Below are 24,372 nucleotides of genomic sequence, written 5' to 3' on the forward strand. Positions count from 1 at the left end.
ATGTTCATGGCGAAGGGCCTGTTCGATTGCACCGGCAAAGTGACCATGGTCACGGGCGGCAACAGCGGCCTCGGCCTTGGCTTCGCCATGGGCTGCGCCAGGATGGGCAGCGATGTCGCGATCTGGGCGCGGAACGAGGAAAAGAACGCCGCGGCCAAGGAGAAGCTGCTCGCTGCCGGCGCACGCCGGGTCGAGACTTACAAGATCGACGTGAGCTCGGAAGAGCAGGTCGCCGAAGGCTACAAGCAGCTCAAGGCCGACTTCGGCCGGCTCGACTGCGTCTTCGCCAATTCGGGCCGCAGCGCGAAAATGGGGCCGTTCATCGACATGGACTCGGCGGAATGGCATGATCTACTCGCGGTCAACCTGCACGGCGCCTTCTATACGCTGCGCGAAGGCGCGCGGCTGATGATCGAGCGCGCGGAAGCGGGCGAACCCGGAGGCAGCCTGGTGTTCTGCGGCAGCCTCTCGATGTTCCACGGCGTTGCCGGGATCTACAACTACGCGGCCTCTAAGGGCGGCATGGGTGCGGTCATCCGCAGTATCTCCTCGGAACTCGGCAAGTACGGCATCCGTGCCAACACGATCGCGCCGGGCTATATCAAGACGGGCATGGGCGAGGGCGGCGATCCCGCGCAGATGGCGCAGGTCGATGCGCATTTCTCGGCCAAGACGCCGATCCATCGACCCGGCTATCCCGAGGATTTCGAGGGCATCGCCGCCTACCTCTGCAGCGATGCTTCGAGCTTTCACACCGGCGACACCATCGTGATCGACGGCGGCAGCGTGATCCAGCCGCCCTACGCATTCAATTGAACGGTATTCGCGCGGCCCGTTTCGCCGCGCTTTAGGAGGAATAATGGCTAAAGGTTTGTTCGACTGCACCGGCAAGGTCACGCTGGTCACCGGTGGCAATGGCGGCATCGGCCTGGGCTTCGCCATGGGCTGTGCCAAGATGGGTGGCGACATCGCGATCTGGGCGCGCAATGCGGAAAAGAACGCCGCCGCCAAGGCCGAGCTGCTCGCGGCGGGCGCGGGCCGGGTCGAGACCTACATCGTCGATGTCGGGTCGGAAGAGGCCATCATCGCGGGCTACGAGCAGCTGATGGAAGACTTCGGCCGGCTCGACTGCGTCTTCGCGAACTCGGGCGCCAGCCCGCGCTACAATTCGGTCTTCGAGATGTCGACCGAGCACTGGCACGACTTCCAGAGCGTCGCGCTCCACGGCGCCTTCTTTACCCTGCGCGAGGGTGCGCGGCTGATGAAGGCGCGCGCCGAAGCCGGCGAGCCGGGCGGCAGCCTCGTCGCCTGCGGTTCGCTCTCGCTGTTTCAAGGGCTGGCGGGCAAGATGGAATATGCCGCTTCGAAGGCAGGCGTCGCCGCGGTCATCCGCTGCCTTGCCGCCGAGATGGGCGAATACAATATCCGCGCCAACATCGTCGCTCCGGGCCTGATCATCACCCCGATGATGGGTGACCGCGAAGGCCCTGCCGCCAAGTACCTCGAAGGCACCTATGGCCCGACGACCCCGCTCAAGCGCACCGGCTACCCCGAGGATTTCGAGGGCATCGGCGCGTTCCTCTGTTCCGACGCTTCGTCGTTCATCACCGGTGAGACCATCACCGTCGATGGCGGCTACATGATCCGCGCCTGATCGGCGACCTGGGAGAAAAGACGATGAAGGTCCTCAACATCCACGAAGTCGGCGATGTCCGCCTCGACGACTACGAGCTGCCCGAAGCCGGTCCCAAGGACGTGGTGGTCAAGATGAAGGCCGTAGGCATCTGCGGCAGCGACCTGTCCTACATCAAGTGGGGCGGGATCATGCGCAAGCCGGGCGGCGTGACGCCGATCGGTCACGAGGGCGCGGGCGAAGTGTTGCGCGTGGGCAGCGAGGTCACGGGCATCACGCCTGGCGATGCGGTGATCATCAACCCGATGAACACGCCGAGCGCGGTCGGCAGCGGCGGTCCCGAAGGCGCCTTCGTCAACGAGCTGCTGGTGCGCGAAGCGCGCCTCAACGACTCGATCCTGCCGATCCCCGAGGGCATTCCCTACGAGATCGCCGCGATGTGCGAGCCGCTGGCGGTCGCGATGCACGGCGTCAACCGCATGGAGGTCAAGGCCGGCGACAAGGCCGTGGTCTTCGGCTGCGGCCCGATCGGGCTGGGCATGATCCTCTGGCTGGTCGACCGCGGCGTGACCGACGTCATCGCGCTGGATCTCGCGCAAGAGCGGCTCGACCGCGCCTTGGCGCTGGGTGCGCGTGCCGCGTTCAACCCACGCGAGGTGAACATCGCGGAGGAGATCGGCAAGCTCCACGGCACCGAGATGTGCATGCACAAGCAGGCTGTCGGCACCGACGCCTTCATCGATGCCGCGGGCGGCCCTACTGTCATTAGCGATGTGATCAACATGGCGAAGTTTCATTCGCGCCTAGTCGTTACGGCGGCCTACATGAAGCCGGTCGAGACGCCGTTCTCCACGATGCTGACCAGTGAGATGACGATCACTACTGCGGTCGGCTATCCGACCGAGATGCCCGACGTGATCGCGGCGATGCCGCGGCTCAAGGACAAGATCGCCTCGTTGATCAGCCACCGTGTGGCTTTCGACGACGTGCTCGACGGGCTGAAGATCGCGGCGCAGCCGGATTCGGCCAAGGTCATGGTGCATTTCGACGGGGCTGGGGCATGAGCGACACCAAAGAGGTCAACCCGCTCGCCAAGCTGGTTCGTGCGGGTGACGTGCAGACCGAGGCCGTGCAGGTCACCCCCTTCATCTTCCTCGCGCACGGCGTTTCGAACGCGCACCTCGTCACCACGAGCGATGGTGACGCCATCATCAACGCCGGCATGCCCGAGGACGGCGAGCGCGCGAAGAAGCTGTTCGCGCCGCATCGCACGGGGCCGGTGCGCTACGTCATCCTGACGCAGAGCCACGCCGACCACTTTGGCGGCGTGCCCGAGTTCCTCGAAGAGGGCACGAAGATCGTCGGCGGTCCCGACTATGTCGGCGCGCGCGACGACATGATGGGGCTGCAGTCGTTCTTCGGGAAGCGGACCTTCAAGCTCTGGGGCACGGCGCTCAAGCGCGACAAGCCGCCGCTGCCGATCCCGCACATCACGCCGGACATCTTCGTCGACCGCGAGCTGACGCTCGAAGTCGGCGACCGCACCTTCCAGCTGATCCACGCGCCCGAAGGCGAGACGGTCGACAACATCGCGGTCTGGATGCCGAAGGAGAAGGTGGTCTTCACCGGCAACACCTTCGGCCCGATCTGGCTGTCGATGCCGTTCCTCAACACGCTGCGCGGCGACAAGCCGCGGCTGGTCAAGACCTACCTGAAGTCGCTCGAGAAAATCCGCGATCTCGGCGCCGAGATCGTCGTGACCGGCCACGGCGAGCCGATCGTCGGCAAGGACAAGATCAAGGCGGATCTCGACAAGATGCACGCCGCGGTCAGCTATGTCCGCGACTACACGCTCGAGGGCATGAAGAAGGGCAAGACCGTGCACCAGCTGATGCACGAATTCGCTTTTCCCGACGACATCCGGATCGGCGACTTCCACGGCAAGGCGATGTGGGCGGTCAAGTCGATCTGGCGCGAATATTCGGGCTGGTTCCACTATGAGGACGGCACGACGGAGCTTTACGGCGTGCCGCGGTCGAGCATCGATGCCGACATTGTCGAGCTCGCGGGCGGGGCGGACAAGCTCGCAGCGCGGGCGCAGGCGCGGCTCGATGCCGGTGAGCCGCTGCAGGCGCTGCATCTCGTCGCCATCGCTCTCGGCGCCGAGCCGAGCAACCGTGCCGCATTGGGCGTGAAGAAGGCGGCTTCGCAGCTCCTGCTCGAGCGCTCGGGCCAGGGCAATCTCAGCGAGACGATGTGGCTGCGTTCTGAGATCGCCGAGGTGGACGCGGCGCTGGGGGAGTAGCTCTCACTTATCCTCCATCGTCACCCCTGCGAAGGCAGGGGCCCAGCTGACGGCGCCTCCATGCGCCCTTCGTTTCGAGCCGAGAGCTCGGTTGGGCCCCTGCCTTCGCAGGGGTGACGGGCTTTACATTAGGGGCCGACCAAGCGGGCTTGCTAGGCAAACGGCACCAGCCCCGTCAGCATCATCCGCACTAGGTCGGCCTGTCCGCTCGCCCCGGTCTTGGCATAGATCCGCTTCGAGTAGTTGCGCGCCGTCTCCTGCGTGAGCTGGAGCTCGGCGCCGGCCTCGACGATCGAGCTGCCCTGGCTGATCGCTTCGGCCAGCGCCGCCTCGCGCGTCGACAGGCCCAGGGTTGCGGCCACAACGGGCACCGCGCTTTTCGCGTTTTCGCGCCGGTCGCGGCGCACGAGGCCTATCGAATAGCCGCTGCTGAGCGGGCTGTCGGCGGCGATCGGCGCGCGCCGCAGCAGCATGTCCTTGCCCAGCCGGTCGTCGAAGCGGACCGTTCGGCGTGCGTCGGACCCGGCGGTCGACAACTCCCGGCAGGCAGCGCTGAGTGCTTGCATCGGTCCGGCGCGGAGCTGGGCGCGGCCGGTGCTTTGCCCGGTGCTCTGGATGTCGAGTTCCTCGGTCGCGATGCGGTCGGCAATGATCGCCTGGCTGCTGGCGTCGAAGATCGCCTGGCCGACGCCGAGCAGGGCCAGCGCGTCCTCGGCGATCGTCGCACGCAGACGCAGGCCGCGCAGTTCCATGAGCAGGCCCAGCGCCAGCGCGACATGCGGGGCGAGCGCGGAAAGCAGCGCGCTGTCGCCCGCGCCGAAATCGAGCCGGTCGTGCAGCAGCACCAGCCATGCGTTGTGATCGCCGCGCGCGACGATGCGGATGAAGCGGGCATGGGCGACCCAGGCCGCATCGAGCACGCCCCGCTGGCGCCGGATCGCCTCGGGGCTTTCCGACAATGTCGTCTCTTCGAGCGAATAGACGCGATTGGGGCGCAGCGCAGCATAGGGCAGCAGGCCGGCCTCGCTGAAGGCTTCGAGATCGAACGGCGTCGCGCTCGGCGCATAGCCGTGGACGCGGATGGTCCGTTTGATCGGCGGCATGCCCGACATCCCGCCCGGTCGGATGAACAGGTGCAGCCGCTGCGCGCGGGTGCGCGCGAGCAGGCGGTGAAGGAAAGTGTCCCAGAGCGGCTCCTCGTCGACGCCGGTGAACAGCGGCAATAGGAGGTCGCGTTCGTCGATCGTACCGAGCGCCATGCACTTTGCTCCCATATGGGAGCGTTCTGGTCAAGCGCGACTCGTCATGTAGCCGTCAACCGCACCCGAGAAAACGCCGGGTGCTGGAGAGGGATCGATGAGCACACTTTCCAGAACCACACTGACGCACCTGCAGCGGCTCGAAGCCGAAGCCATCCACATCATGCGCGAAGTCGTCGCCGAAGCAGAGCGCCCCGTGCTCATGTATTCGGTCGGCAAGGACAGCGCCGTCATGCTGCACCTGGCGCGCAAGGCGTTCTATCCGTCGCCGCCGCCGTTCCCGCTGCTCCACGTCGACACGACCTGGAAGTTCCAGGAAATGTACAAGCTGCGCGACAAGATGGCGACCGACAGCGGCATGGATCTGATCGTCTATCAGAACCCCGAAGCGATCGAGCGCGGGATCAACCCGTTCGACCACGGCGCGCTCCACACCGACATGTGGAAGACCGAGGGGCTCAAGCAGGCTCTCGACAAGTACGGCTTCGATGCGGCCTTCGGCGGCGCCCGCCGCGACGAGGAAAAGAGCCGCGCCAAGGAGCGCATCTTCTCGTTCCGCACGGCCTCTCACGGCTGGGACCCGAAGAACCAGCGGCCCGAGCTGTGGAACCTCTACAACGCCCGCAAGAACAAGGGCGAGTCGATCCGCGTCTTCCCGATCTCGAACTGGACCGAGCTCGACGTCTGGCAGTACATCCACCTCAACGACATCCCGATCGTGCCGCTTTACTTCGCGGACGAGCGCCCCACGGTGGAGCGCGACGGCATGCTGCTGATGGTCGATGACGACCGCTTCCCGCTGAAGCCCGGCGAAGAGCCGGTGATGCGCTCGATCCGTTTCCGCACGCTCGGCTGCTACCCGCTGACCGGCGCGGTCGAGAGCCATGCCAAGACGCTTCCCGAAATCATCCAGGAAACGCTTCTGACCACCACGTCGGAGCGCCAGGGCCGCGCCATCGACAAGGACGCCGGCGGTGCCGGCATGGAAGTCAAGAAGCAGCAGGGGTACTTCTGATGTCGGATACCAACACCCAGGACCCGATCTACGTCACCGAGGCGCTGATCGCCGAGGACATCGACGCCTATCTCGACCAGCACCAGCACAAGACCATGCTGCGCTTCATCACCTGCGGGTCGGTGGACGACGGCAAGTCGACGCTGATCGGCCGTCTGCTCTACGATTCGAAGATGATCTTCGAGGACCAGCTCGACGCGTTGACTGCCGATTCCAAGAAGGTCGGCACCCAGGGCGCCGAGATCGACTTCGCGCTGCTCGTCGACGGCCTTGCCGCCGAACGAGAGCAGGGTATCACGATCGACGTCGCCTACCGCTTCTTCAACACCGAGAAGCGCAAGTTCATCGTCGCCGACTGCCCGGGCCACGAGCAGTACACGCGCAACATGGTGACGGGTGCCTCGACCGCCGACCTCGCGGTCATCCTGATCGACGCGCGCAAGGGCGTGCTCGTCCAGACGCGGCGGCACTCGTACCTGTGCCACCTGATCGGCATCAAGAATCTGGTCCTCGCGGTCAACAAGATGGACCTCGTCGACTACAGCCAGGACGTCTTCGACAAGATCGTTGCCGACTATACCGAATTCGCCAAGTCGATCGGTATCGAGAGCTTCACCGCGATGCCGATCTCGGGCTTCAAGGGCGACAACATCACGGGCTCTTCGGAGAACACGCCCTGGTACAAGGGTCCGAACCTGATCGAGCACCTCGAGGCTGTCGAAGTAAATTCGGCGCGCGACGCCAGCAAGCCGTTCCGCATGCCGGTGCAGTGGGTCAACCGCTCGAACCTGTATTTCCGCGGCTTCTCGGGCCTCGTTGCCACGGGCAGCGTCAAGGTCGGCGACACCGTTCGCGTCCTGCCCTCGGGCAAGACCTCGACTGTGTCGAAGATCGCCGCAATGGGGTCATCGACCGCGCTGCCCGACGCCAAGGATCTCACCACCGAGCAATACCTCGAACACATCACTGGCCAGGACGAGGCCGTCGCGGGTGAATCGGTGACGATCTGCTTCGCCGACGAGATCGACTGCTCGCGCGGCGACGTCATCGCCACGGCGGACAATCCGCCCGAAGCGGCCGACCAGTTCGAATCGACCGTGGTCTGGCTCAACGACGAGCCGCTCCACGTCGGCCGCGCCTATTGGCTGAAGCTCGGCACGCAGACCGTCTCCGCGACGGTCCGTGAGCCAAAATATACGGTCAATGTCAACACGATGGAGCACGTTGCGGCCAAGACGCTCGAACTCAATGCCATCGGCGTCGCCGAGCTTTCGACCGACAAGCCGATCGTGTTCGAGGCCTATGCTGAGAACCGCACGCTCGGCGGCTTCATCCTGATCGACAAGATCACGAATGCCACCGTCGCTGCGGGCATGCTGAACTTCTCGCTTCGCCGCGCCCAGAACGTGCATTGGCAGGCGCTCGATATCAGCCGCGAGAAGCACGCCGATCTCAAGAACCAGAAGCCTGCGGTGCTGTGGTTCACCGGGCTCTCGGGCTCGGGCAAATCGACGATCGCCAACCTCGTTGAGAAGAAGCTGCACCGGATGAACCGGCACACCTTCCTGCTCGACGGCGACAACGTGCGCCATGGCCTGAACAAGGACCTGGGCTTCACTGAGGCCGACCGCATCGAGAACATCCGCCGCGTCGGCGAAGTGGCGAAGCTGATGACCGACGCCGGTCTGATCGTCATCACCGCCTTCATCTCGCCGTTCAAGGCGGAGCGCGAGATGGTGCGGTCGATCCTGCCCGACGGCGAGTTCTTCGAAGTGTTCATCGATACGCCGCTGAGCGTGGCCGAGGAGCGCGACGTGAAGGGCCTATACAAGAAGGCGCGTGCGGGCGATCTCAAGAACTTCACCGGCATCGACAGCCCCTACGAGGCGCCGGCACGTCCCGAGATCCGCATCGACACGACCAGCGTGACGCCCGACCAGGCGGCCGAGATAATCGTCGACAAGCTGCTGGGAGACGCATGATGACCATTTCTCCGGAGAACATGACCGACGCCGATCTCGCCGCCCATCTCGCCGAAGTCTGCGGCAAACTGCTTCTCGAAGTCCGTGCCTCGGGCATGCTGTCGCTGAAGGCGCTGGGCAAGGCAGGCGACGCCACTGCCAACCAGTTCCTCTGCCACGCCCTGCGCGAGCAGCGGCCGAACGACGGGCTGCTGTCCGAGGAGGAAAAGGATAATCCGGCGCGGCTCGAGCAGAGCCGCGTGTGGATCGTCGATCCGGTCGACGGCACGCGCGAATATGGCGAGGAGCGCGCCGACTGGGCGGTCCACGTCGGCCTGGCGATCGACGGTGTTGCCACGGTTGGTGCGGTGGCGCTGCCGGGGCTGGGCGTGGTCCTGCGCACCGACACGCCAACGCTGATCCCCTCGGCGCCTGAGAAGCTGCGCATGGTCGTCAGCCGCACGCGTCCGGCGCGCGAAGCGACCGAAGTGGCGGAGCGCATCGGCGCCGAGCTGGTGCCGATGGGCTCGGCCGGGGCCAAGGCCATGGCGATCCTGCGCGGCGAGGCGGATATCTACCTGCATTCGGGCGGCCAGTATGAATGGGACAGCTGCGCGCCGGTTGCCGTTGCGCTGGCGCACGGGCTCCATTGCTCGCGCATCGACGGCAGCCCGCTCGTCTACAACCAGGCCGACGTCTACATGCCCGACCTGCTCATCTGCCGGAAGGAACATGCCGAGCGCGTGCTGGCGGAAGTTGCCGCGATCGGCTGAAATCCGCGCTTTCCTGAATGATCGAACGCGAGCGCGCATCGGCCTCCAATAGGGCCGGTGCGCGCTCTCTGTTTGAACCACGTATTTTTCCCTAGGCCCCAAAAGACACACCCGCAAAAAAACTGAGGGTATCTCGTTAAAAAGAAGAGAACGCCTCGTTTTTGCTCTGGCCAAGCATTTGCACGGCCTCTAGCAGCCCCTCCCGTGCCTGGTCAGGAGTGACCGGCCAGCGTCGTTCCGTTGACCGGAACGGAACGATACGTGCTCACGGGCCCGCAAGGAGGGCCCACAGGGAGGAACTGCTCTTGAAACGCATTAGCTTTGTTGCATTGGCCAGCGTCAGCCTGCTCAGCCTTGCCGCGCCCGCCATGGCTCAGGAAGCCGCCGCGAAGGATGGGGACGAAAACGTCGCCGATACCGGCGATATCGTCGTCCAGGCGCGCCGCCGCGACGAATCGTCGCAGGAAGTGCCGCTGGTGGTCAACGCCGTTACGGCGGACTCCATGGCCAAGCTCAACATCCGCGAGTTCCAGGATGTCCAGTCGCTCGTTCCAGGCCTGCAGATGTCGAGCAGCGCCAACGGCATCGGCACCCAGGCCACGCTGCGTGGCGTCGCCTATGACGTGAACGCCAGCGGCAACAACGGCACGATCGAATTCTATCAGAACGACGCGCCGATTTCATCGGGCATGCTGTTCCAGTCGATGTTCGACGTCGGCCAGGTCGAAGTCCTGCGCGGGCCCCAGGGCACGCTGCGCGGCCGTGCCTCCCCGTCTGGCTCGATCACCGTCACCACGCACCGTGTCGATCTCAACGAGGCCGGCGGCTATGTCCAGGGCACGGTCACCGATACCGGCACGACCAATGCCAATGTCGCGCTGAACGTGCCGATCATCGAAGACAAGCTCGGTGTTCGCGTCGCCGGCGTTTACGACGAAGGCGACGGCAACGAGGTTCGCAGCGTCAACAATGCGCTCGATCCCTACATCAAGACCCGCGGTGGCCGCGTCTCGCTGCGCGCCGAACCGGTGGACTTCCTCAGCCTGTCGGGCAGCTACACGACGACCAACCGCAAGGCGCTGCAGTACGACCAGGTCGGATCCATGTCGATCTCGACGGTCGGCGGTGCGACCGGACCGGTCCTGATCGACGCCGACGATCGCCGCGCGGTGCAGTTCATCCCGCGCAACTACGAGCAGACTTTCAAGATCTGGAACTGGCAGGCCCAGGCCCGCTTCGCCGGCCAGAAGCTCGACTACGTCGGCTCGCACTCGACGCAGAAGCTGCACACGGTAGATCCCAACGACGACGGCGGCTTCTTCAGCGCGACCAATCCGGCCGCGCTGCTCGGGGCCAACCAGACCACCAACACAGGTGCCACGCAGACGACGCATGAGCTTCGCCTGTCGAACGAAGAGCGCATCGCGGGCATGTTCGACTACGTTGTCGGCGGTCTCTACAACAAAATGAGCACGAGCACGTCGCTGGTCACGCAGACGCCGCTGTTCGCCGGTCCCGGTCCCAGCTTCTTGGCCATCGTAAACACGCCGGTAGCGCGTCCTTCGGCGACCAAGGAGCAGTCGCTGTTTGGCAATGTCACCGCGCACATCGGTGAGAAGACCGAGATCTCGGTCGGCACGCGCTACATCGACTACCACGCCGAGGGCAATCTGATCATCAGCGGTGTGACCATCCCGGCGGCTGCGGAAAATCGCGATGCAAGCCACTGGATCTACTCTGCCTCGGTCAAGCACAACGTGACGCCGGACCTGATGGTCTACGCCTCGTTCGGCAGTTCGTGGCGTCCGGGCTCTTCGACCAACGCGATCCAGTTCCGCGATCTCGCCAACCCCGGTCCGCTACTCTCGTCGTTCTACTTCCCGGGTGACGAGACCTCGAACTCCTACGAAATCGGCTTCAAGTCGAGCTGGCTGGACCGCCGCCTGCGCGTGAACGTCACGGCCTATCACCAGGACTTCAAGAACTACGCTTATTCCTCGCCGAACGTCTATGCGGCCGGCCTGGACGCCACGGGTTCGCAGCGCGTGTTCCTGGCGGCCCCCGCCATTGCGGTCGGCGTGCCGGCGAAGGTCGACGGTGTCGAAGGCGAGATCGATTTCCGCGCCAGCGATCGCTTCAACATCGGCGTTTCGGCCAGCTACTCGCTCAGCAAGATCAAGAACGGCGTGGTTCCGTGCAACAACTACGGTGGTACGGTTCCGACCTATGCGCAGATCATTGCCGCCAACAACGGCCAGCAGATCGCGACTTGCACGGTGAACTACCGCGCCGGTCTCAGCGCACCGTTCGCCGCGACGGCCCAGTCCGAGTACAAGCATCCCATCAATGACACGATGGAAGGCTACGTTCGCGGCCTGATGACCTTCAGCGGCAAGTCGCAGAACGATCCTGCCAACGCGTTCGACGACGTCAGCAGCTATGCCCTGTTCAACTTCTTCGCCGGCATCCGCGCTGCGGACGGTGGCTGGGAACTGGGCGGCTACGTCAAGAACGTGTTCAACGCGGAGCGCGTGCTGTCGCGGACCGCGCAGCCGCTGGGCGTGAGCTACACGCAGATCACGTCCACGGGGGCCATCGGCCAGTCGGGTGCCAGCGCCTATCGCGGCATCACGATGACCGCGCCGCGCGAGTTCGGCGTGTCGCTGACGGCGCGCTTCGGGTCGCGCTGAGCTCCGTCGGAGCGACAAAGAGAGGCCGGCGGGAAACCGCCGGCCTTTTCGTTTGACCGGGCGGCTCGCGGGAAATAGGCGACAGTGCTGATCATCAGAGGGTGAAGGCGAGAGGATGGAAAGTCGACCCAAGCGGCGGCCGCGCGATCCCGATGCGACGCGCGAGGTGATCCTCGAGGCCGCGCGTACCCTGTTAGCCAAGGACGGGCCCGAAGGCATCAGCCTTTCCGAAGTCGCCCATCTCGCCGGCGTCAACCGCGGCACCGCCTACCAGCATTTCGAAACGCGCGAGAAGCTGATCGAGGCGACCGTCGCCTGGGCTTCGGACAAGCTGTTCCGCGCAGCTTTCGGCGATCCCGAAAAGATCGGCGAGCGCCGTATCGAAGAGACCGACATTGCCGCCATGACCGAGCGGCTGGCCGCTTTCGCCATGGAGAACCACGAGCTCTGCCGCGTCTGGCTGATGCAGGTGCTGGCTTCGCCGGACCCGTCGCAGGACCCGTTCTGGCGTGAATATTGCGGCTCGCTCGAACGCTGGGCGGCCAGCGATCTGGCCGTGCCGGGGATCGACGCAGAGGTGCTTTCGGTGATGAACCTCGCCGGCATTTTCCTCTGGCCGATCTGGGCGCGTGCCCATGCCGAGGATGACGCCGGCCGCGCCGCGCTGGGGCAGCGTTTCGCCCGCGAAACGCTGCGTTTGTCGATGTATGGCTCCTTGCGGGCCGAGGCTTACCCCGGCATAGCTGAACGCCTGCGCAGCATGCGAGACGGAGAGTCGGACGCAGGCGCCTGACCCCCATTCCACGGTCCGAAAGACCGACCCAGATCGACCATCATTCAAGGGAGTTCTTATGTTTAAAGCGATCCTGATCGAAAAGACCGACGACGGCCAGAAGGTCTCGGTGACTGAGCTCGACGAGAGCCAGCTGCCCGAAGGCGACGTCACGATCGACGTCGACTATTCGACAATGAACTACAAGGACGGCCTCGCCATCACCGGCGACGGCCCGGTCGTGCGCCGCTGGCCGATGGTCCCGGGCATCGACCTTGTCGGCACGGTCAGCGAGTCGTCGAACCCGAACTTCAAGGCGGGCGATTCCGTCCTGCTCAACGGCTGGGGCGTGGGCGAAGTGCACTGGGGCGGTTTCGCCACCAAGGCGCGGCTCAAGGGCGACTGGCTGGTCAAGCTGCCGTCGACCTTCACCGGCCTTCAGGCCATGGGCATCGGCACTGCCGGCTACACCGCTTCGCTCAGCGTCGACGCGCTGGTGAACTTCGGCGTGACGCCGGCCGACGGCGAAGTCCTCGTCACCGGCACGCCCGGTGGCGTCGGCTCGGTCGCGGTGGCGCTGCTCAAGAAGGCGGGCTTCACCGTCGTCGCGTCGATCGGCGACGAGAGCGAGAAGGACTATCTGACCAGCCTCGGCGCCGACGACTTCGTCTTGCGCTCGGACTATTCGGAGCCCGGCAAGCCGTTCCAGAAGGAGCGCTGGGGCGCGGTGGTCGACTCGGTCGGCAGCCACACGCTGGCCAATGCCATCGCCCAGACCAAGTACCGCGGTACGGTCACTGCCTGTGGCCTCGCCCAGGGCAGCGACCTCGCCACTACCGTCATGCCGTTCATCCTGCGCGGCGTCTCGCTGCTCGGCATCGACAGCGTGATGTGCCCGCAGAAGCCGCGCCAGGCTGCCTGGGATCGCCTCGGCCGCGATCTCAATCCGGCGCTGCTCAACACGATCGCCACCGAGATTAGCCTCGGCGAGACGATCCAGGGCGCGCGCGATCTGATCGACGGCAAGATCCGGGGGCGCCTGATTGTCGACGTGAAGCGCTGAAGACTTCCTGTCGGTCGCAGTCGATCGGGCTGCGACCGACGGGGCTAGGGAGAGATGAGGACATGACCAGCAAGGTCCAGGTAGCGGACGGCCTGTCGATCGCCCGCGGCATTCCGCTTGCCGAAGAGACTGGCATCGGCCCTCTGACGCTCGGCCGCTACGTGCGCGAGATCGTGCAGCGTTACGGCCCGCGCGAGGCGGCGATGATCGAGCTCGATGGAAAGGTCGAGCGCTGGACCTATGACCAGATGCTGGCCAAGTCGCTTGAAGTCGCCAAGGCGTTGATCGCCAGCGGCACCGGCAAGGGTACGCGCGTCGGTATCCTCGTGACCAACCGGCTCGAATTCCTCTCGAGTGTGTTCGGCGCAGCGCTGGCCGGTTGCATCGCCAATCCGATCAGTACCTTCTTCACCGCGACCGAGCTCGACGAAGTGCTCAAGCAGTCGGGCTGCTCGGTGCTGCTGCTCGAACGCAAGGTCCTCAAGAAGGACTTCGCGAGCATGATGATCGAGCTCGAACCCGCGATCGCCTCGGCCAAGCCCGGCGAGCTCGCCTCGCAGCGCTATCCCTATCTTCGCCACCTGGCGTTGGTCGACAGCGACACGGGTGAGGGCGCGATCGAGGGCTGGAGCACGTTCCTCGCGCGTGGCCGCGGCGTGGCTGACGAACTTGTCGAGGCGACGACCGAGCAGGTCTCGCCCGCCGACCCGGGGCTGCTGTTGTTCTCCTCGGGCTCGACCGGTAAGGCCAAGGGCATCCTGAGCGCCAATCGTGCGGTCTGCCTCCAGATTTGGCGTTGGCCGCAGTGGTACGACATTCAGCCCGAGGCGCCGCCGCGGACCTGGTCGGCGAACGGCTTCTTCTTCTCGGGCAATTTCGTCATGGCGCTCGGTGGCGCGCTGTCTTTGGGCGGCACACTGCTGCTCCAGCGTTGGTTCGACGCCGAGGAGGCGCTGGCACTGATGGACAAGGAAAAGGCGACGATGCCGCTCGCCTGGCCGCACCAGTGGGCCCAGCTCGCCGCTGCGCCGAACTACGACAGCGTCAACCTTTCGTCGCTGCGCTATCTCGACAAGACGATGCTGTTGGCCAAGCATCCGACCGTCCATACCGAATGGACGGAACCGGGCCAGGCCTATGGCAATACCGAGACCTTCACGCTGATCACGGTGTTCAAGGCGGGCACGCCGCGCGAGGTGGCCAGCACCAGCCACGGTCAGCCCACCGCCGGATCGACAGTCAAGATCGTCGATCCGCTGACCGGCGAGACGATGCCGCTGGGCGAGGAGGGCGAGATCGCGGTCAAGGGTCCGACCCTGATGCTCGGCTACGTCGGCATCCCGCTCGACCAGAGCCTCGACGACGAGGGCTTCCTACGCACCAGCGACGGTGGCTATCTCGATGCCGAGGGTCGGCTGTTCTGGAAGGGCCGGCTCAACGACATCATCAAGACCGGCGGCGCCAACGTTTCCCCGCTCGAGATCGACGCGGTCATCCGCGATCACCGCGGCGTCAAGCTGACCCAGACCGTCGGCGTGCCCGACGAGCTTCTGGGCGAGCTGGTCGTCGCCTGTATCGTGGCGCGTGAGGGCGTGACCCTGACCGAGGACGAGATCAAGGCCTTCGCCAAGGAGAAGCTCGCCGCCTACAAGGTGCCGCGCCGCGTGCTGTTCTTCGCTGAAAGCGATTTCGCGACCACCGGCAGTTCCAAGATCAAGACCGCGGATCTGCGCAAGCTCGCCGGCGATCGTCTGAAGGAGAGTGCATGATGGCCGATTTCTCGGACTGGCTGGCGATCGCCAATCTCAAAGCTGCCTATTGCCGGTTGCTCGACACCAAGGACTGGGAGGGCTGGGGCCAGCTCTTCACCGAGGATTTCCTGCAGGACGTCTCGCCCAGCGGCGGCGGAGTGTTCCATGGCCGCGAGGCTGCGGTCGCAGCGACCCACGCATCGATCGAAACCGCCAAGACCGCGCACCAGGTGCATTTCCCCGAGATCACCATCGACGGCGACGAAGCGCGCGCGATCTGGCCGTTGCAGGACCGGCTGATCTGGGAGGACGGCCGCTCGCTGAATGCTTTCGGCCACTACCACGAACGCTATGTCCGCACTGCCGAAGGCTGGCGCATCGCCGAGCAGAAGCTGACCAGGCTGATCGTGGATTATGAACAATAACGAGATTGCTCAGCTGGTTTGTTCACCTAGCTGAGGATAAGACTGGATTATAGTAAGCTTTGTTACTAATTGCCCGGCATGGACGAGAACATCGGTACAATGCTGGCCCAGGTGTCCCGCCTGTTGCGACGCAGCTTCGATGCGCGTGCCCGCGGTATCGGCGTGACGCGGCCGCAGTGGCAGGTTCTCAGTCTGCTCAGCTTCAACGCCGGGATCAACCAGGGCGGGCTGGCTGAACTGCTCGAGGTCGAGCCGATCACGCTCGGCCGCATGATCGACCGGTTGCAGGACGCGCAGCTCGTCGAGCGGCGGCCCGATCCCTCGGACCGCCGCGCCTGGCGGCTGTTCCTGACCGACAAGGGCCAGTTGCTGCTCGACCAGTTGCGGCCTTTCGCGCTCGAGACCTACGACATCGCGCTCGACGGCATCGACGAGACGGAGCGCGCGGCGCTGATGGCCGCGCTTGGGCGGATGCGCGCCAATCTCTCTCGCCGGCAGTCGCTCGAAAACGCCGCCGATGACTAAAGCGGCGGTCGGATCGCTGCCGCTACCAGCCGACATAGTCTCCTGCGCCGGGCGGTTCACGCATGTCGAGAACAATAGCTGCCGCTAGTCCGAGCGAGGGCGCGTCCGTTGTCGCGCCACTGCTCGACGACCGGCCAATGCTGCAAACCAGGAACCGGCCGTTGCTGCTCGCCGCGGTCATGGCCGTATCGATCTGCCAGTTTCTCGATGCGACGATCGCCAATGTGGCCCTGCCGCATATGCAGGCGGCGCTAGGCGCTTCCTCGGGATCGATCAGTTGGGTACTGACGACCTTCATCGTCACCACCGCGATCGCGACGCCGATCACCGGCTGGCTGTCGGACCGGGTGGGATCGCGGCGGCTATTCATCTCCGCGACCCTGCTTTTCCTGTTGACCTCGGCCGCCTGCGGGGCAGCGACTTCGCTGCCGGAAATGGTGCTGTTTCGCGGGCTCCAGGGGATCGCGGCAGCGTTCATCGGGCCGTTGACGCTGACGATCATGTTCGACATCAGCGCACCCAGCAAGCAGGCCATGACGGTGGCCGTATTCAGCATGATCGTGATGGTCGCGCCGATCAGCGGACCTTTTCTCGGCGGTTTCCTGACCGAATACCTCAACTGGCGCTGGATATTCTACGTCAACCTGCCGCTAGGGATTCCCGCGCTCGCGCTGCTGTGGTTGTTGCTGCCGAGCCGCCCGCTCGAACGCCGCCCGCTGGACATCTTCGGTTTCGTCATGATCGGGGTGGGCCTCGCGTCGCTGCAGCTCATGCTCGATCGCGGCCAGCACAACGACTGGTTCAACAGCTGGGAAACGATCTTTGAGCTGCTGATAGCGCTATGCGCGATCTGGGTGTTCGTGCTGCACAGCCGGGATACCGCAACGCCGCTGTTCAAGCGCGAGCTCTACAAGAATACTAACTTCCTCTTCAGCCTTGCTTTCATGGCGGTCATGGGCATCGCGGTCGTCGGCCTCTCGTCGGTGCTGCCGATGATGTTCCAGACGATCTACGGTTACCCGGTGATGGAGACCGGACTGATGATGGGGCCGCGCGGGATCGGCGTGATGATTTCCTCGTTGCTGGCAGGTGTCCTCGCGCGTCAGGTCGATCCGCGCCTGATCATGTCGGTGGGCTATGTCATCGCTGCAGCGGGCATGTTTTCGATGACGCGCTGGGCGATCGAGATGGATTCGACCCCCATCCTGCTCGCCAGCTTCGTCCAGGGAATCGGCTTCGGCTTCGTCACTTCGCCGATGAACCTCCTGGCCTTCGCCACGCTTAGCCCTGCAGTGCGTCCCGATGGGTCCAGCCTGAGCTCGCTGTTCCGCAGTCTTGGCGGATCGATCGGCATCTCGATCATCGTCATGATGCTGGCGCGCAACCAGCAGGTGAGCCACGCCGATCTTGCCGCGCACGTCGTGGGCTACAGCACGCCGGCGCTCGACATGCAGGCTTCGCCCGACCAGGTCTCCGAGCTGGGCGCGGGCACGCTGGCGGCGATCGAGGGACAGGTCTCACGCCAGGCCTTGATGATCGCCTATCTCGACAATTTCTACATGTTGAGCTGGGTTCTGCTTGCCTTCGCGCCGTTGCCCTATCTGCTGAAGCGGCCGCCCCGAATGGGCGCCAATCCGCCGCCGCCGATGGAATAGCCGAGGTGCAGCTCACTTTTTGCCAAGCCCGAGATATTTTGTGCCAAGCATCGCCCGCGCGTTGCGCAAAGCCCCTTGTGAACGTGACGGCTTTCTGGGAACCGTGCGCCCGATAACAATCATGCGAGTGTAACCGTGGGTAAGACGATCGTCATAACGGGAGCGGGAGTTGGTCTCGGCCGGGCGCTGGCACGGCGCTTTGCCAGCGAAGGCGAGACGGTGATCCTGCTCGGCCGGACTTTCTCCAAGGTCCAAGCTCTGGCAGAGGAACTCGGCGAGCCGCACTTCGCGGTGGAATGCGATGTCGGTTCGGCCGACTCGGTGCGTGCCGCTTTCGCGAAGATCGCCGAACGTCATCCCAAGATCGACGTGCTGATCAACAATGCCGCGATCTACGAGCCGTTCATGGTGGAGAAGGCCACGGACGATCAGATCCTGACGATCATGAACACCAATTTCGCCGGGCCGATCTTCACCTGCAGGGCCGCGATTCCGATGATGGAGAAAGGCGGCACGATCCTCAACGTCACCAGCGAATCGGTGGCGCTCGAGTTCCCGATGCTCTCGCTCTACGCCAGCACCAAGACCGGGCTGGAGCGCTTCACCGACTCGCTGTCGCTCGAATTGCAGCCCGCCGGCATCCGCGTCTCGACCGTCCGCGCGGGGCCGATGTACGAAGCAGGCAAGGACATGAACGTGCATTGGGATCCGGCCGCGGCCCAGCAGTTCTATCAGCTCTGCGGTGAGGCCGGCATCCACCTGGCTAAGCGCCCGATCAGCAATGTCACCTCGGTCACCAGCGTGTTCCGCGCAATGATCGATCTGCCGCCCGATGTTCGTGTAACCCACGCTTCCATCGAAGCCCGCCACGCTTAATATAACTCCCAACACTCAAAACTATTCCAGATAGGGAACGAGGACCATGACGACACTTCCCGACGCCAAGCTTTTCATCAACGGCCAGCTGCGCGACGCCACCGGCGGCCGCACCTATGACGTCATCAGCCCCTGGACCGGCGCGCCCGTCGGCAAGGCGGCCGATGCCACGGCCGAAGACGTCGAGGCGGCGATCGTTGCCGCGCGCAATGCCTTCGACAACACCGACTGGTCGACCAACAAGGAAAAGCGCCTCGCGCTCGTGAAGAAGTACCGCGAGCTGTTCGAGGCGAACCGCGAGAAGCTGGGCGCCCTGGCCGTTCACGAAGCCGGCGCCGCGCTGGGCGCGGTCGACAAGGCCCACGTCTCGATGGCACTCGGCGGCTGGGACGATTACCTGGCCGTGTTCGACCGTGTCGTCTGGGAAAAGGACTACGGCAACAAGTTCGGCTACGGCTATGAGAGCAAGCGCGTCGCGCATTACGAGCCGGTCGGCGTCGTCGCCGCGATCACGCCGTGGAACGTGCCGCTCTACGTCAACATCGGCAAGGTCGTCGCAGCGCTGCTCGCCGGTTGCACCGTGATCCTCAAGCCTGCTCCGGATACCCCCGGCGCCGGCGCGATCTTCGGCGAGCTGGCCAAGGAAGCCGGTTTCCCCGACGGTGTGATCAACGTCGTGTTCGGCGCCGATCCGGCGCTCGCGGGCGAGATGATGGTCAAGGACCCGCGCGTCGATCTGGTCTCGTTCACCGGCTCGACCGCGGTCGGCAAGCGCATCATGGAGCAGGGCGCGCCGACGCTGAAGCGCGTCTTCCTCGAACTCGGCGGCAAGTCGGCCAAGATCGTGCTCGACGATTCGCAGAACTTCGCGATGGACGTGCTGACCACGATGCTCGTGTTCCACGCCGGCCAGGGCTGCGCCGTGCAGTCGCGCCTGCTGGTGCCCGAGAGCCGCTATGAAGAGGCCAAGGCCATCCTCAAGCAGGGCTATGCCGGCCTGGGCGACAACTGGGGCGACGTCAGCAATCCCGAGCACATCATGGGCCCGGTGATCAACAAGCGTCAGCTTGAGCGCGTGCTGGGCTACATCCAGCTCGGCAAGGACGAGGGCGCCACGCTGCTCCACGGCGGCGCTGCGCGCCCCGACAAGGGCGACGGCTACTTCGTCGAGCCGACAGTCTTCGTCGACGTCACCAACGACATGCGCATCGCCCAGGAAGAGATCTTCGGCCCGGTGCTGGTCGTCATCCCCTACAAGGACGACGAAGACGCGATCCGCATCGCCAACGAAAGCGCCTATGGCCTTTCGGGCGGCGTTTCGGGTAGCTTCGACCGCGCGATGAAGATGGCCAAGCGCATCCGCACCGGCTCGGTCGGCGTCAACAACGGCATGTGCATCGCCGGCGACATTCCGTTCGGCGGCTACAAGGCCAGCGGCATCGGCCGCGAATGGGGCGTCGAGGGCATCGAGGAATTCCTCGAGACCAAGATGATTGCCTATCCGGTCGCAGCGGCCTGATACGGAGCAGGGGATGGGGGCAGCGAGCAAGAGAGTGACGAGCGAGGCCACACCGGCCTTGTCCGAATTGCCAGCCGCTGCCGCCATCCATCCGGTCAGCCACAACCTCAACGGGCAGCGGCTCGGCCGCAAGGGGCGGGATACGCGCGAGCGCATCCTCGCCGCCTGCACCGAACTGCTCGCCGATCCCGAGGAAGTGCTGACGATGAGTGCGGTCGCTCGGCGCGCATCGCTCGGCATGACCTCGCTCTACAACTACTTCGCCGATCTCACCGAACTACTGCTGGCCGTGCTCGAGCCGGTCATGGCGACCGCCGAGGAAAGCTTCCTCGGTATCTTGCGCGAACATTGGCCCGACACCGAACTCGGCACGCGGAGCCGGGCGTTCATAGACGCCTACCACGGCTTCTGGGCGCGCCATTCGCGCCTGCTCCACCTGCGCAATACCATGGCCGACAGCAACGACCATCGCCTGATGATCCAGCGCGTGCTGTCGACCCAGCCGCTGATCGCGCTGTTTGTCGCACAGATGGGCGGCGATGCTGATGACATGCAATCGCCGGTGCGCGGCCTGGCGACCGTGCTGATGACGGGGATCGAGCGTACCGTGACGGTGGCGACCGATACCGGGCTCACCAGCCTGTTCGGCGATGGCCAGCGCCGCAGCAAGGATCACTATCTGGTTCCGGCCTCACGCATGATCGAACTCATGCTCGCCGATACGCGTGCGCGCCTCGCACAGGGCGAACTGGGCTAAGGCCCCCCTCTCCCGCCGGGAGAAGGGGCAGGCATTCCGCCTTACTTCTTGCCGCCGACACCCTTCAGGTACTCTTCCATGCCCTTGATGTAGGACGGGTTGAGCATCAGCCCCGAATTGCCCATGCGCTCGACATGGCGTCCGGCCTCGCGGCCCAGATCGGCGCAGAGTTCGATTGCGACCTTGGCCGCGCCCATCTGTTCGCCGTTCTGCTTGGTCAGGTGGCGGCAGAAGTCCATGACTTCCTGCTCGAAGGTCTCATCGGGGAAGACCTGGTGGACGAGGCCCATGGTGAAGGCCATGTCGGCCGGAGCCGGCTTGTTCGCCATCACCAGCCAGCGCGCCCAGTGCGGCCCGCAGATGCGGGTCAGCCGGCTGACGCCGTTCGAGGCGGGCAGCACGCCGAACAGGCCTTCGGGGAAGGCATAGCCCGCGCTCTTGGCCGCGAAGCGGAAGTCGCAGGACAGACTCATCTCGAGCCCGCCGCCGACGCACATGGCATGATGCGCGACGACGATCGGCTTCTCGATATGCTCCATCTCGTCCCACAGCTGCTGCATACCGTTGAGATTGAGGCGGTGGTTCTCGCGGATCGCTCGGGCGCTGGAAACGCCGCTGACCGATGGTGAGACGACCTTCTGGTTGCCCGCCTTGAGATCGGCACCAGCACTGAAATAGCGCCCCGTGGAGCGGATCAGCATGACCTTCAGCTCGTCGGCGTCGCGGAAGCGCAGCACGGCTTCGGTCAGCAGGTCCATCATCTGGCGCGAGATCGCGTTGAGCTTGTCGGGCCGGTTGAGCGTGGCGATGAGGATGCCGTCTGCCTCCTCGGTCAGCAGGTGGGGGGCTTCTTCGGTCATGGTGCTCCTTCCAAGTCCATCCCTTGAGGGATTGGTCTATTGGATATGAAAATCCGCTCATCCTGAGCTTGTCGAAGGACTGCTTTTCTTTCGGCCAGCGCTGAGGCGCAAGGGGAAGAACAGCCCTTCGACAAGCTCAGGGTAGTGGGAATAGGGGGGTTAGCTCTGCTCCTCCCCCATCGTAGGGGAGGAGCGATACGTCGTCACTGGCGCGAACGCGGCAGGCCGAGGCCCTTTTCGGCGACCATCGAGCGATGGACCTCGCTCGACCCGCCGTAGATCGTCGTGCCATGGGCATGGCGATAGTCCTGATTGAGCGCGCCCGCCGGGCCCTTGCGCTTGGACAGTGAATAGGGCGCGGTAAGGTCGAGCAGATCGCGCGAGTCCGTGGTGAACTTCTCCGACGAGAACACCTTGGTCATCGGACCATAGGCGTAGTTCGTCTTCTGCTCCACCTGCGCCCAGTTCGCGCGGTACTGGAGCAGTTCGGCGGCCAGATAGTTGGCATGGGCCCTGGCGAGGCGGGCCTGCGCGTTCGGCTGGTCGATCAGCTTGCCGCCACCAGGCGCCTTGATCTCGCGGCAGAGCTCGGCTGCTTCCTCAACCATGACCCGCTGCACCTTGGCGAAGCCACCGCCGTGCTCGAGCTCTAGGCTCGCGGCCATGGTCCGTGCGCCGCCGTCGACTTCGCCCAGGCGCCAGGAATCGGGGATCTTCACGCCGTCATAGAAAGTGATGTTGGTGCGCTCGTCCATGAAGGTGTGGACGCCCTGGATCGTCACGCCCTCGGCCTTCAGCGGCACGATGAACATGGTCAGGCCCTTGTGCTTGGCCGCTTCGGTATTGGTGCGCGTCAGCATCAGAACGTAGTCGGTCAGGTTGGCACCGCTGGTCCACATCTTGGTGCCTTCGATCTTCCAGCCGTTGCCGTCCGGAATAGCGCGGCACTGCGCGGCGAAGACGTCCGAGCCGCTGCCCGGCTCCGAATAGCCGAGCGAACAGATCGCATCCCCCGACATGACCTTGGACAGCACGTCCTGCTTGAGCTCGTCGGTGCCGAAGCGGTGCATGATCAGCGCGACCATCTGCGCGACGCCGGCGACCGGGTTGTTCCAGCCCTCTTCCTCGAAGGCATCGCGCGCGGCGGTAACGGCATAGGCGTTCAGGCCGCGGCCGCCGACGTCCTTGGGCATCTGCAGATAGGCAAGATCGTTCTCCACCAGCAGCTTGTGGATGCGCGGGTTATGGCCCTCCCACGAATAGTGGAACTTCTCGCGCTCCTCGGCGGTGACGTGCTTGGCGAAGAAATCGTGGATTTCCTTCTGCACCGCGCGCGCCTCTTCACCGAGGTCGAACTCGATTGGCAGGTCGCCGACGTCAGGTAGACTGGGGGCCAGGCTCGCGGTCTCGTTGCCGTAGAGCCGCCGACCGGCTTCGCCCAGCAGCAGCTGCGGGTCGCCTGCGACCAGCGGCCAGGCCTTGGCGCGCAGGTTGTAGAGGTGGATGTCGTGCTCGAGCGTAAGGCCGATGCCGCCGAAGGTGTGCAGCGACTGGGTGACCGTTCGCGCGGCGGTTTCGGCATTCCACCAGGCGGCCAGCGAGACCTGCCCGGCGGCATCGGCCTCGCCGTCGGCGATCGAGCGGATCGCCTTCCAGACCATGAACTTGCCGCTGTCGATCTCGGCGATCAGGTCGGCCATCGGGTGGCTGATCGCCTGGAACGTGCCGATGAACACGCCGAAGGCCTTGCGCTCGCCGGCATAGGCTGCGGCCAATTGCAGCGCCGCGCGCGACAGGCCCGCGAGCGCCGCGCCGAGCAGCAGCTTCCACTCTTCGATACCGGCCGCAAAAGTCGCCAGCGCGGTTTCGCCGCTGCCGAGTACTGTGGCGGGCAGGGCGGCCAGATCGATCTCGGCGATCGGCGTCGAGGCCAGGTTCTCTTCGGCGACGCGCGCTGCGGCGGGCACCTCGATCAGCACCACGTCATTGCCCTTGCGCGCCACGACCGCCTCGGCCACGAGGCCGCCGGCGATCCACTGGCGCGGGAATTCGGCGACGTCGCGCATCGCGATCGTGGCGACGGTCTCGCCGCCGATCACCTTGCCGAGCAGTTCCTCGGAACCGCCGAGCTGGGCCAGCAGCCGCGCGGCGACCAGCGCTTCTGCGAGCGGGCCGGAAGCGAGCGTGCGCCCGGCCTCTTCCATCACCACTGCGGCATCGAACAGGCCAAGACCCAGACCACCGGATGCCTCGGGTACCCGCAGCGCGAAGGCGCCCAGTTCGGCCAGGCCCTGCCACAGCGCGGGATCGAAGCCACTGGGCAGCGCGGCGCGGACGCGCGCGGTCGAGGAATTGTCGTCGAGGAAGCGGGCGAAGGTGTCGCGCACCATTTCCTGTTCGTCGGTGAGGTCGAAATTCATGGGTGCTCTCTTCCCGGTCTATGGCGTGCAAGCCTTGCGGCTCGGCCCGATTATGGCTTGAGCCCGCGCGTTTCCGCGCCGCTCTGGACGATCCGCCTCAGCACGGAATCACC

At 65.0% G+C, this 24,372-nt stretch carries 20 protein-coding genes; 17 read left to right on the top strand and 3 right to left on the bottom strand.

Translation table 11 applies throughout. The features are described from left to right. Positions 1 to 6 precede the first annotated feature (6 nt). The 4 genes from KRR38_RS03890 to KRR38_RS03905 are packed head-to-tail and all read left to right on the top strand — an operon-like array spanning position 7 to position 3,938. Positions 7 to 816 (top strand): SDR family NAD(P)-dependent oxidoreductase, encoded by an 810-nt coding sequence (locus KRR38_RS03890; RefSeq protein ID WP_217398802.1) that lies wholly within the window; start codon positions 7 to 9, stop codon positions 814 to 816. 43 nt (positions 817 to 859) lie between these two features. Continuing rightward, positions 860 to 1,654, top strand: a complete 795-nt coding sequence (locus KRR38_RS03895) for an SDR family NAD(P)-dependent oxidoreductase (protein WP_217398804.1) — start codon at positions 860 to 862, stop codon at positions 1,652 to 1,654. A 23-nt stretch (positions 1,655 to 1,677) separates the two neighbouring features. Next, complete coding sequence (locus KRR38_RS03900; RefSeq protein ID WP_217398806.1) at positions 1,678 to 2,697, top strand: zinc-binding dehydrogenase; 1,020 nt, start codon at positions 1,678 to 1,680, stop codon at positions 2,695 to 2,697. Then, positions 2,694 to 3,938, top strand: coding sequence for an MBL fold metallo-hydrolase (locus tag KRR38_RS03905; RefSeq protein ID WP_217398808.1), 1,245 nt, complete (start codon positions 2,694 to 2,696; stop codon positions 3,936 to 3,938). Before KRR38_RS03900 ends, KRR38_RS03905 begins: the two co-directional genes overlap by 4 nt. A gap of 152 nt (positions 3,939 to 4,090) precedes the next feature. On the opposite strand, the gene KRR38_RS03910 is transcribed toward KRR38_RS03905, so the two are convergent. Then, positions 4,091 to 5,197, bottom strand: coding sequence for a LuxR family transcriptional regulator (locus tag KRR38_RS03910; RefSeq protein ID WP_217398809.1), 1,107 nt, complete (start codon positions 5,195 to 5,197; stop codon positions 4,091 to 4,093). A 97-nt stretch (positions 5,198 to 5,294) separates the two neighbouring features. On the opposite strand from KRR38_RS03910, the gene cysD reads away from it, so the two are divergent. From cysD to KRR38_RS03975, 13 genes are all read left to right on the top strand, one after another. Then, on the top strand, positions 5,295 to 6,212 hold the full coding sequence (gene cysD, locus KRR38_RS03915) for a sulfate adenylyltransferase subunit CysD (protein ID WP_217398810.1): 918 nt from the start codon (positions 5,295 to 5,297) through the stop codon (positions 6,210 to 6,212). After that, on the top strand, positions 6,212 to 8,194 hold the full coding sequence (gene cysN / locus KRR38_RS03920; RefSeq protein ID WP_217398811.1) for a sulfate adenylyltransferase subunit CysN: 1,983 nt from the start codon (positions 6,212 to 6,214) through the stop codon (positions 8,192 to 8,194). Before cysD ends, cysN begins: the two co-directional genes overlap by 1 nt. 20 nt (positions 8,195 to 8,214) lie before the next feature. Next, positions 8,215 to 8,946: a 3'(2'),5'-bisphosphate nucleotidase CysQ gene (locus tag KRR38_RS03925; RefSeq protein ID WP_217407106.1), complete on the top strand. Its 732-nt coding sequence runs from the start codon at positions 8,215 to 8,217 to the stop codon at positions 8,944 to 8,946. Positions 8,947 to 9,251: 305 nt separating this feature from the next. Continuing rightward, positions 9,252 to 11,636 carry a TonB-dependent receptor gene (locus KRR38_RS03930; RefSeq protein WP_254514635.1) on the top strand — a complete coding sequence of 795 codons (2,385 nt, stop codon included), beginning with the start codon at positions 9,252 to 9,254 and terminating at the stop codon, positions 11,634 to 11,636. A 115-nt stretch (positions 11,637 to 11,751) separates the two neighbouring features. Continuing rightward, entirely contained in the window at positions 11,752 to 12,429 is a 678-nt protein-coding gene (locus tag KRR38_RS03935) for a TetR/AcrR family transcriptional regulator (protein WP_217398812.1), read from the top strand. 58 nt (positions 12,430 to 12,487) lie between these two features. Next, positions 12,488 to 13,471: an MDR family oxidoreductase gene (locus tag KRR38_RS03940; RefSeq protein ID WP_217398815.1), complete on the top strand. Its 984-nt coding sequence runs from the start codon at positions 12,488 to 12,490 to the stop codon at positions 13,469 to 13,471. Between the two features lie 62 nt (positions 13,472 to 13,533). Then, positions 13,534 to 15,240 (top strand): class I adenylate-forming enzyme family protein, encoded by a 1,707-nt coding sequence (locus KRR38_RS03945; RefSeq protein WP_217398817.1) that lies wholly within the window; start codon positions 13,534 to 13,536, stop codon positions 15,238 to 15,240. Next, positions 15,237 to 15,647, top strand: a complete 411-nt coding sequence (locus KRR38_RS03950) for a nuclear transport factor 2 family protein (RefSeq protein WP_217398819.1) — start codon at positions 15,237 to 15,239, stop codon at positions 15,645 to 15,647. Before KRR38_RS03945 ends, KRR38_RS03950 begins: the two co-directional genes overlap by 4 nt. 78 nt (positions 15,648 to 15,725) lie before the next feature. Further along, a complete protein-coding gene (locus KRR38_RS03955) occupies positions 15,726 to 16,172 on the top strand; it encodes a MarR family winged helix-turn-helix transcriptional regulator (protein ID WP_217398821.1) in 447 nt (148 codons plus the stop codon). A 137-nt stretch (positions 16,173 to 16,309) separates the two neighbouring features. Then, entirely contained in the window at positions 16,310 to 17,827 is a 1,518-nt protein-coding gene (locus KRR38_RS03960; RefSeq protein WP_217398823.1) for a DHA2 family efflux MFS transporter permease subunit, read from the top strand. A gap of 135 nt (positions 17,828 to 17,962) precedes the next feature. Continuing rightward, positions 17,963 to 18,703: an SDR family oxidoreductase gene (locus tag KRR38_RS03965; RefSeq protein ID WP_217398825.1), complete on the top strand. Its 741-nt coding sequence runs from the start codon at positions 17,963 to 17,965 to the stop codon at positions 18,701 to 18,703. A 46-nt stretch (positions 18,704 to 18,749) separates the two neighbouring features. After that, complete coding sequence (locus tag KRR38_RS03970) at positions 18,750 to 20,222, top strand: aldehyde dehydrogenase family protein (protein ID WP_217398827.1); 1,473 nt, start codon at positions 18,750 to 18,752, stop codon at positions 20,220 to 20,222. Between the two features lie 34 nt (positions 20,223 to 20,256). After that, the gene (locus tag KRR38_RS03975) at positions 20,257 to 20,979 is read left to right on the top strand and encodes a TetR/AcrR family transcriptional regulator (RefSeq protein ID WP_217398829.1); all 723 of its coding nucleotides are present in this window, start codon (positions 20,257 to 20,259) and stop codon (positions 20,977 to 20,979) included. Between the two features lie 41 nt (positions 20,980 to 21,020). Here the strand turns inward: KRR38_RS03975 and KRR38_RS03980 are convergent, their stop codons facing one another. Continuing rightward, positions 21,021 to 21,839: an enoyl-CoA hydratase/isomerase family protein gene (locus KRR38_RS03980; RefSeq protein WP_217398831.1), complete on the bottom strand. Its 819-nt coding sequence runs from the start codon at positions 21,837 to 21,839 to the stop codon at positions 21,021 to 21,023. A gap of 203 nt (positions 21,840 to 22,042) precedes the next feature. Next, on the bottom strand, positions 22,043 to 24,259 hold the full coding sequence (locus tag KRR38_RS03985; protein WP_217398833.1) for an acyl-CoA dehydrogenase family protein: 2,217 nt from the start codon (positions 24,257 to 24,259) through the stop codon (positions 22,043 to 22,045). Positions 24,260 to 24,372: the final 113 nt, after the last annotated feature.

Origin of the sequence: Novosphingobium sp. G106, from assembly GCF_019075875.1 — a bacterium.
Lineage (GTDB): Bacteria > Pseudomonadota > Alphaproteobacteria > Sphingomonadales > Sphingomonadaceae > Novosphingobium.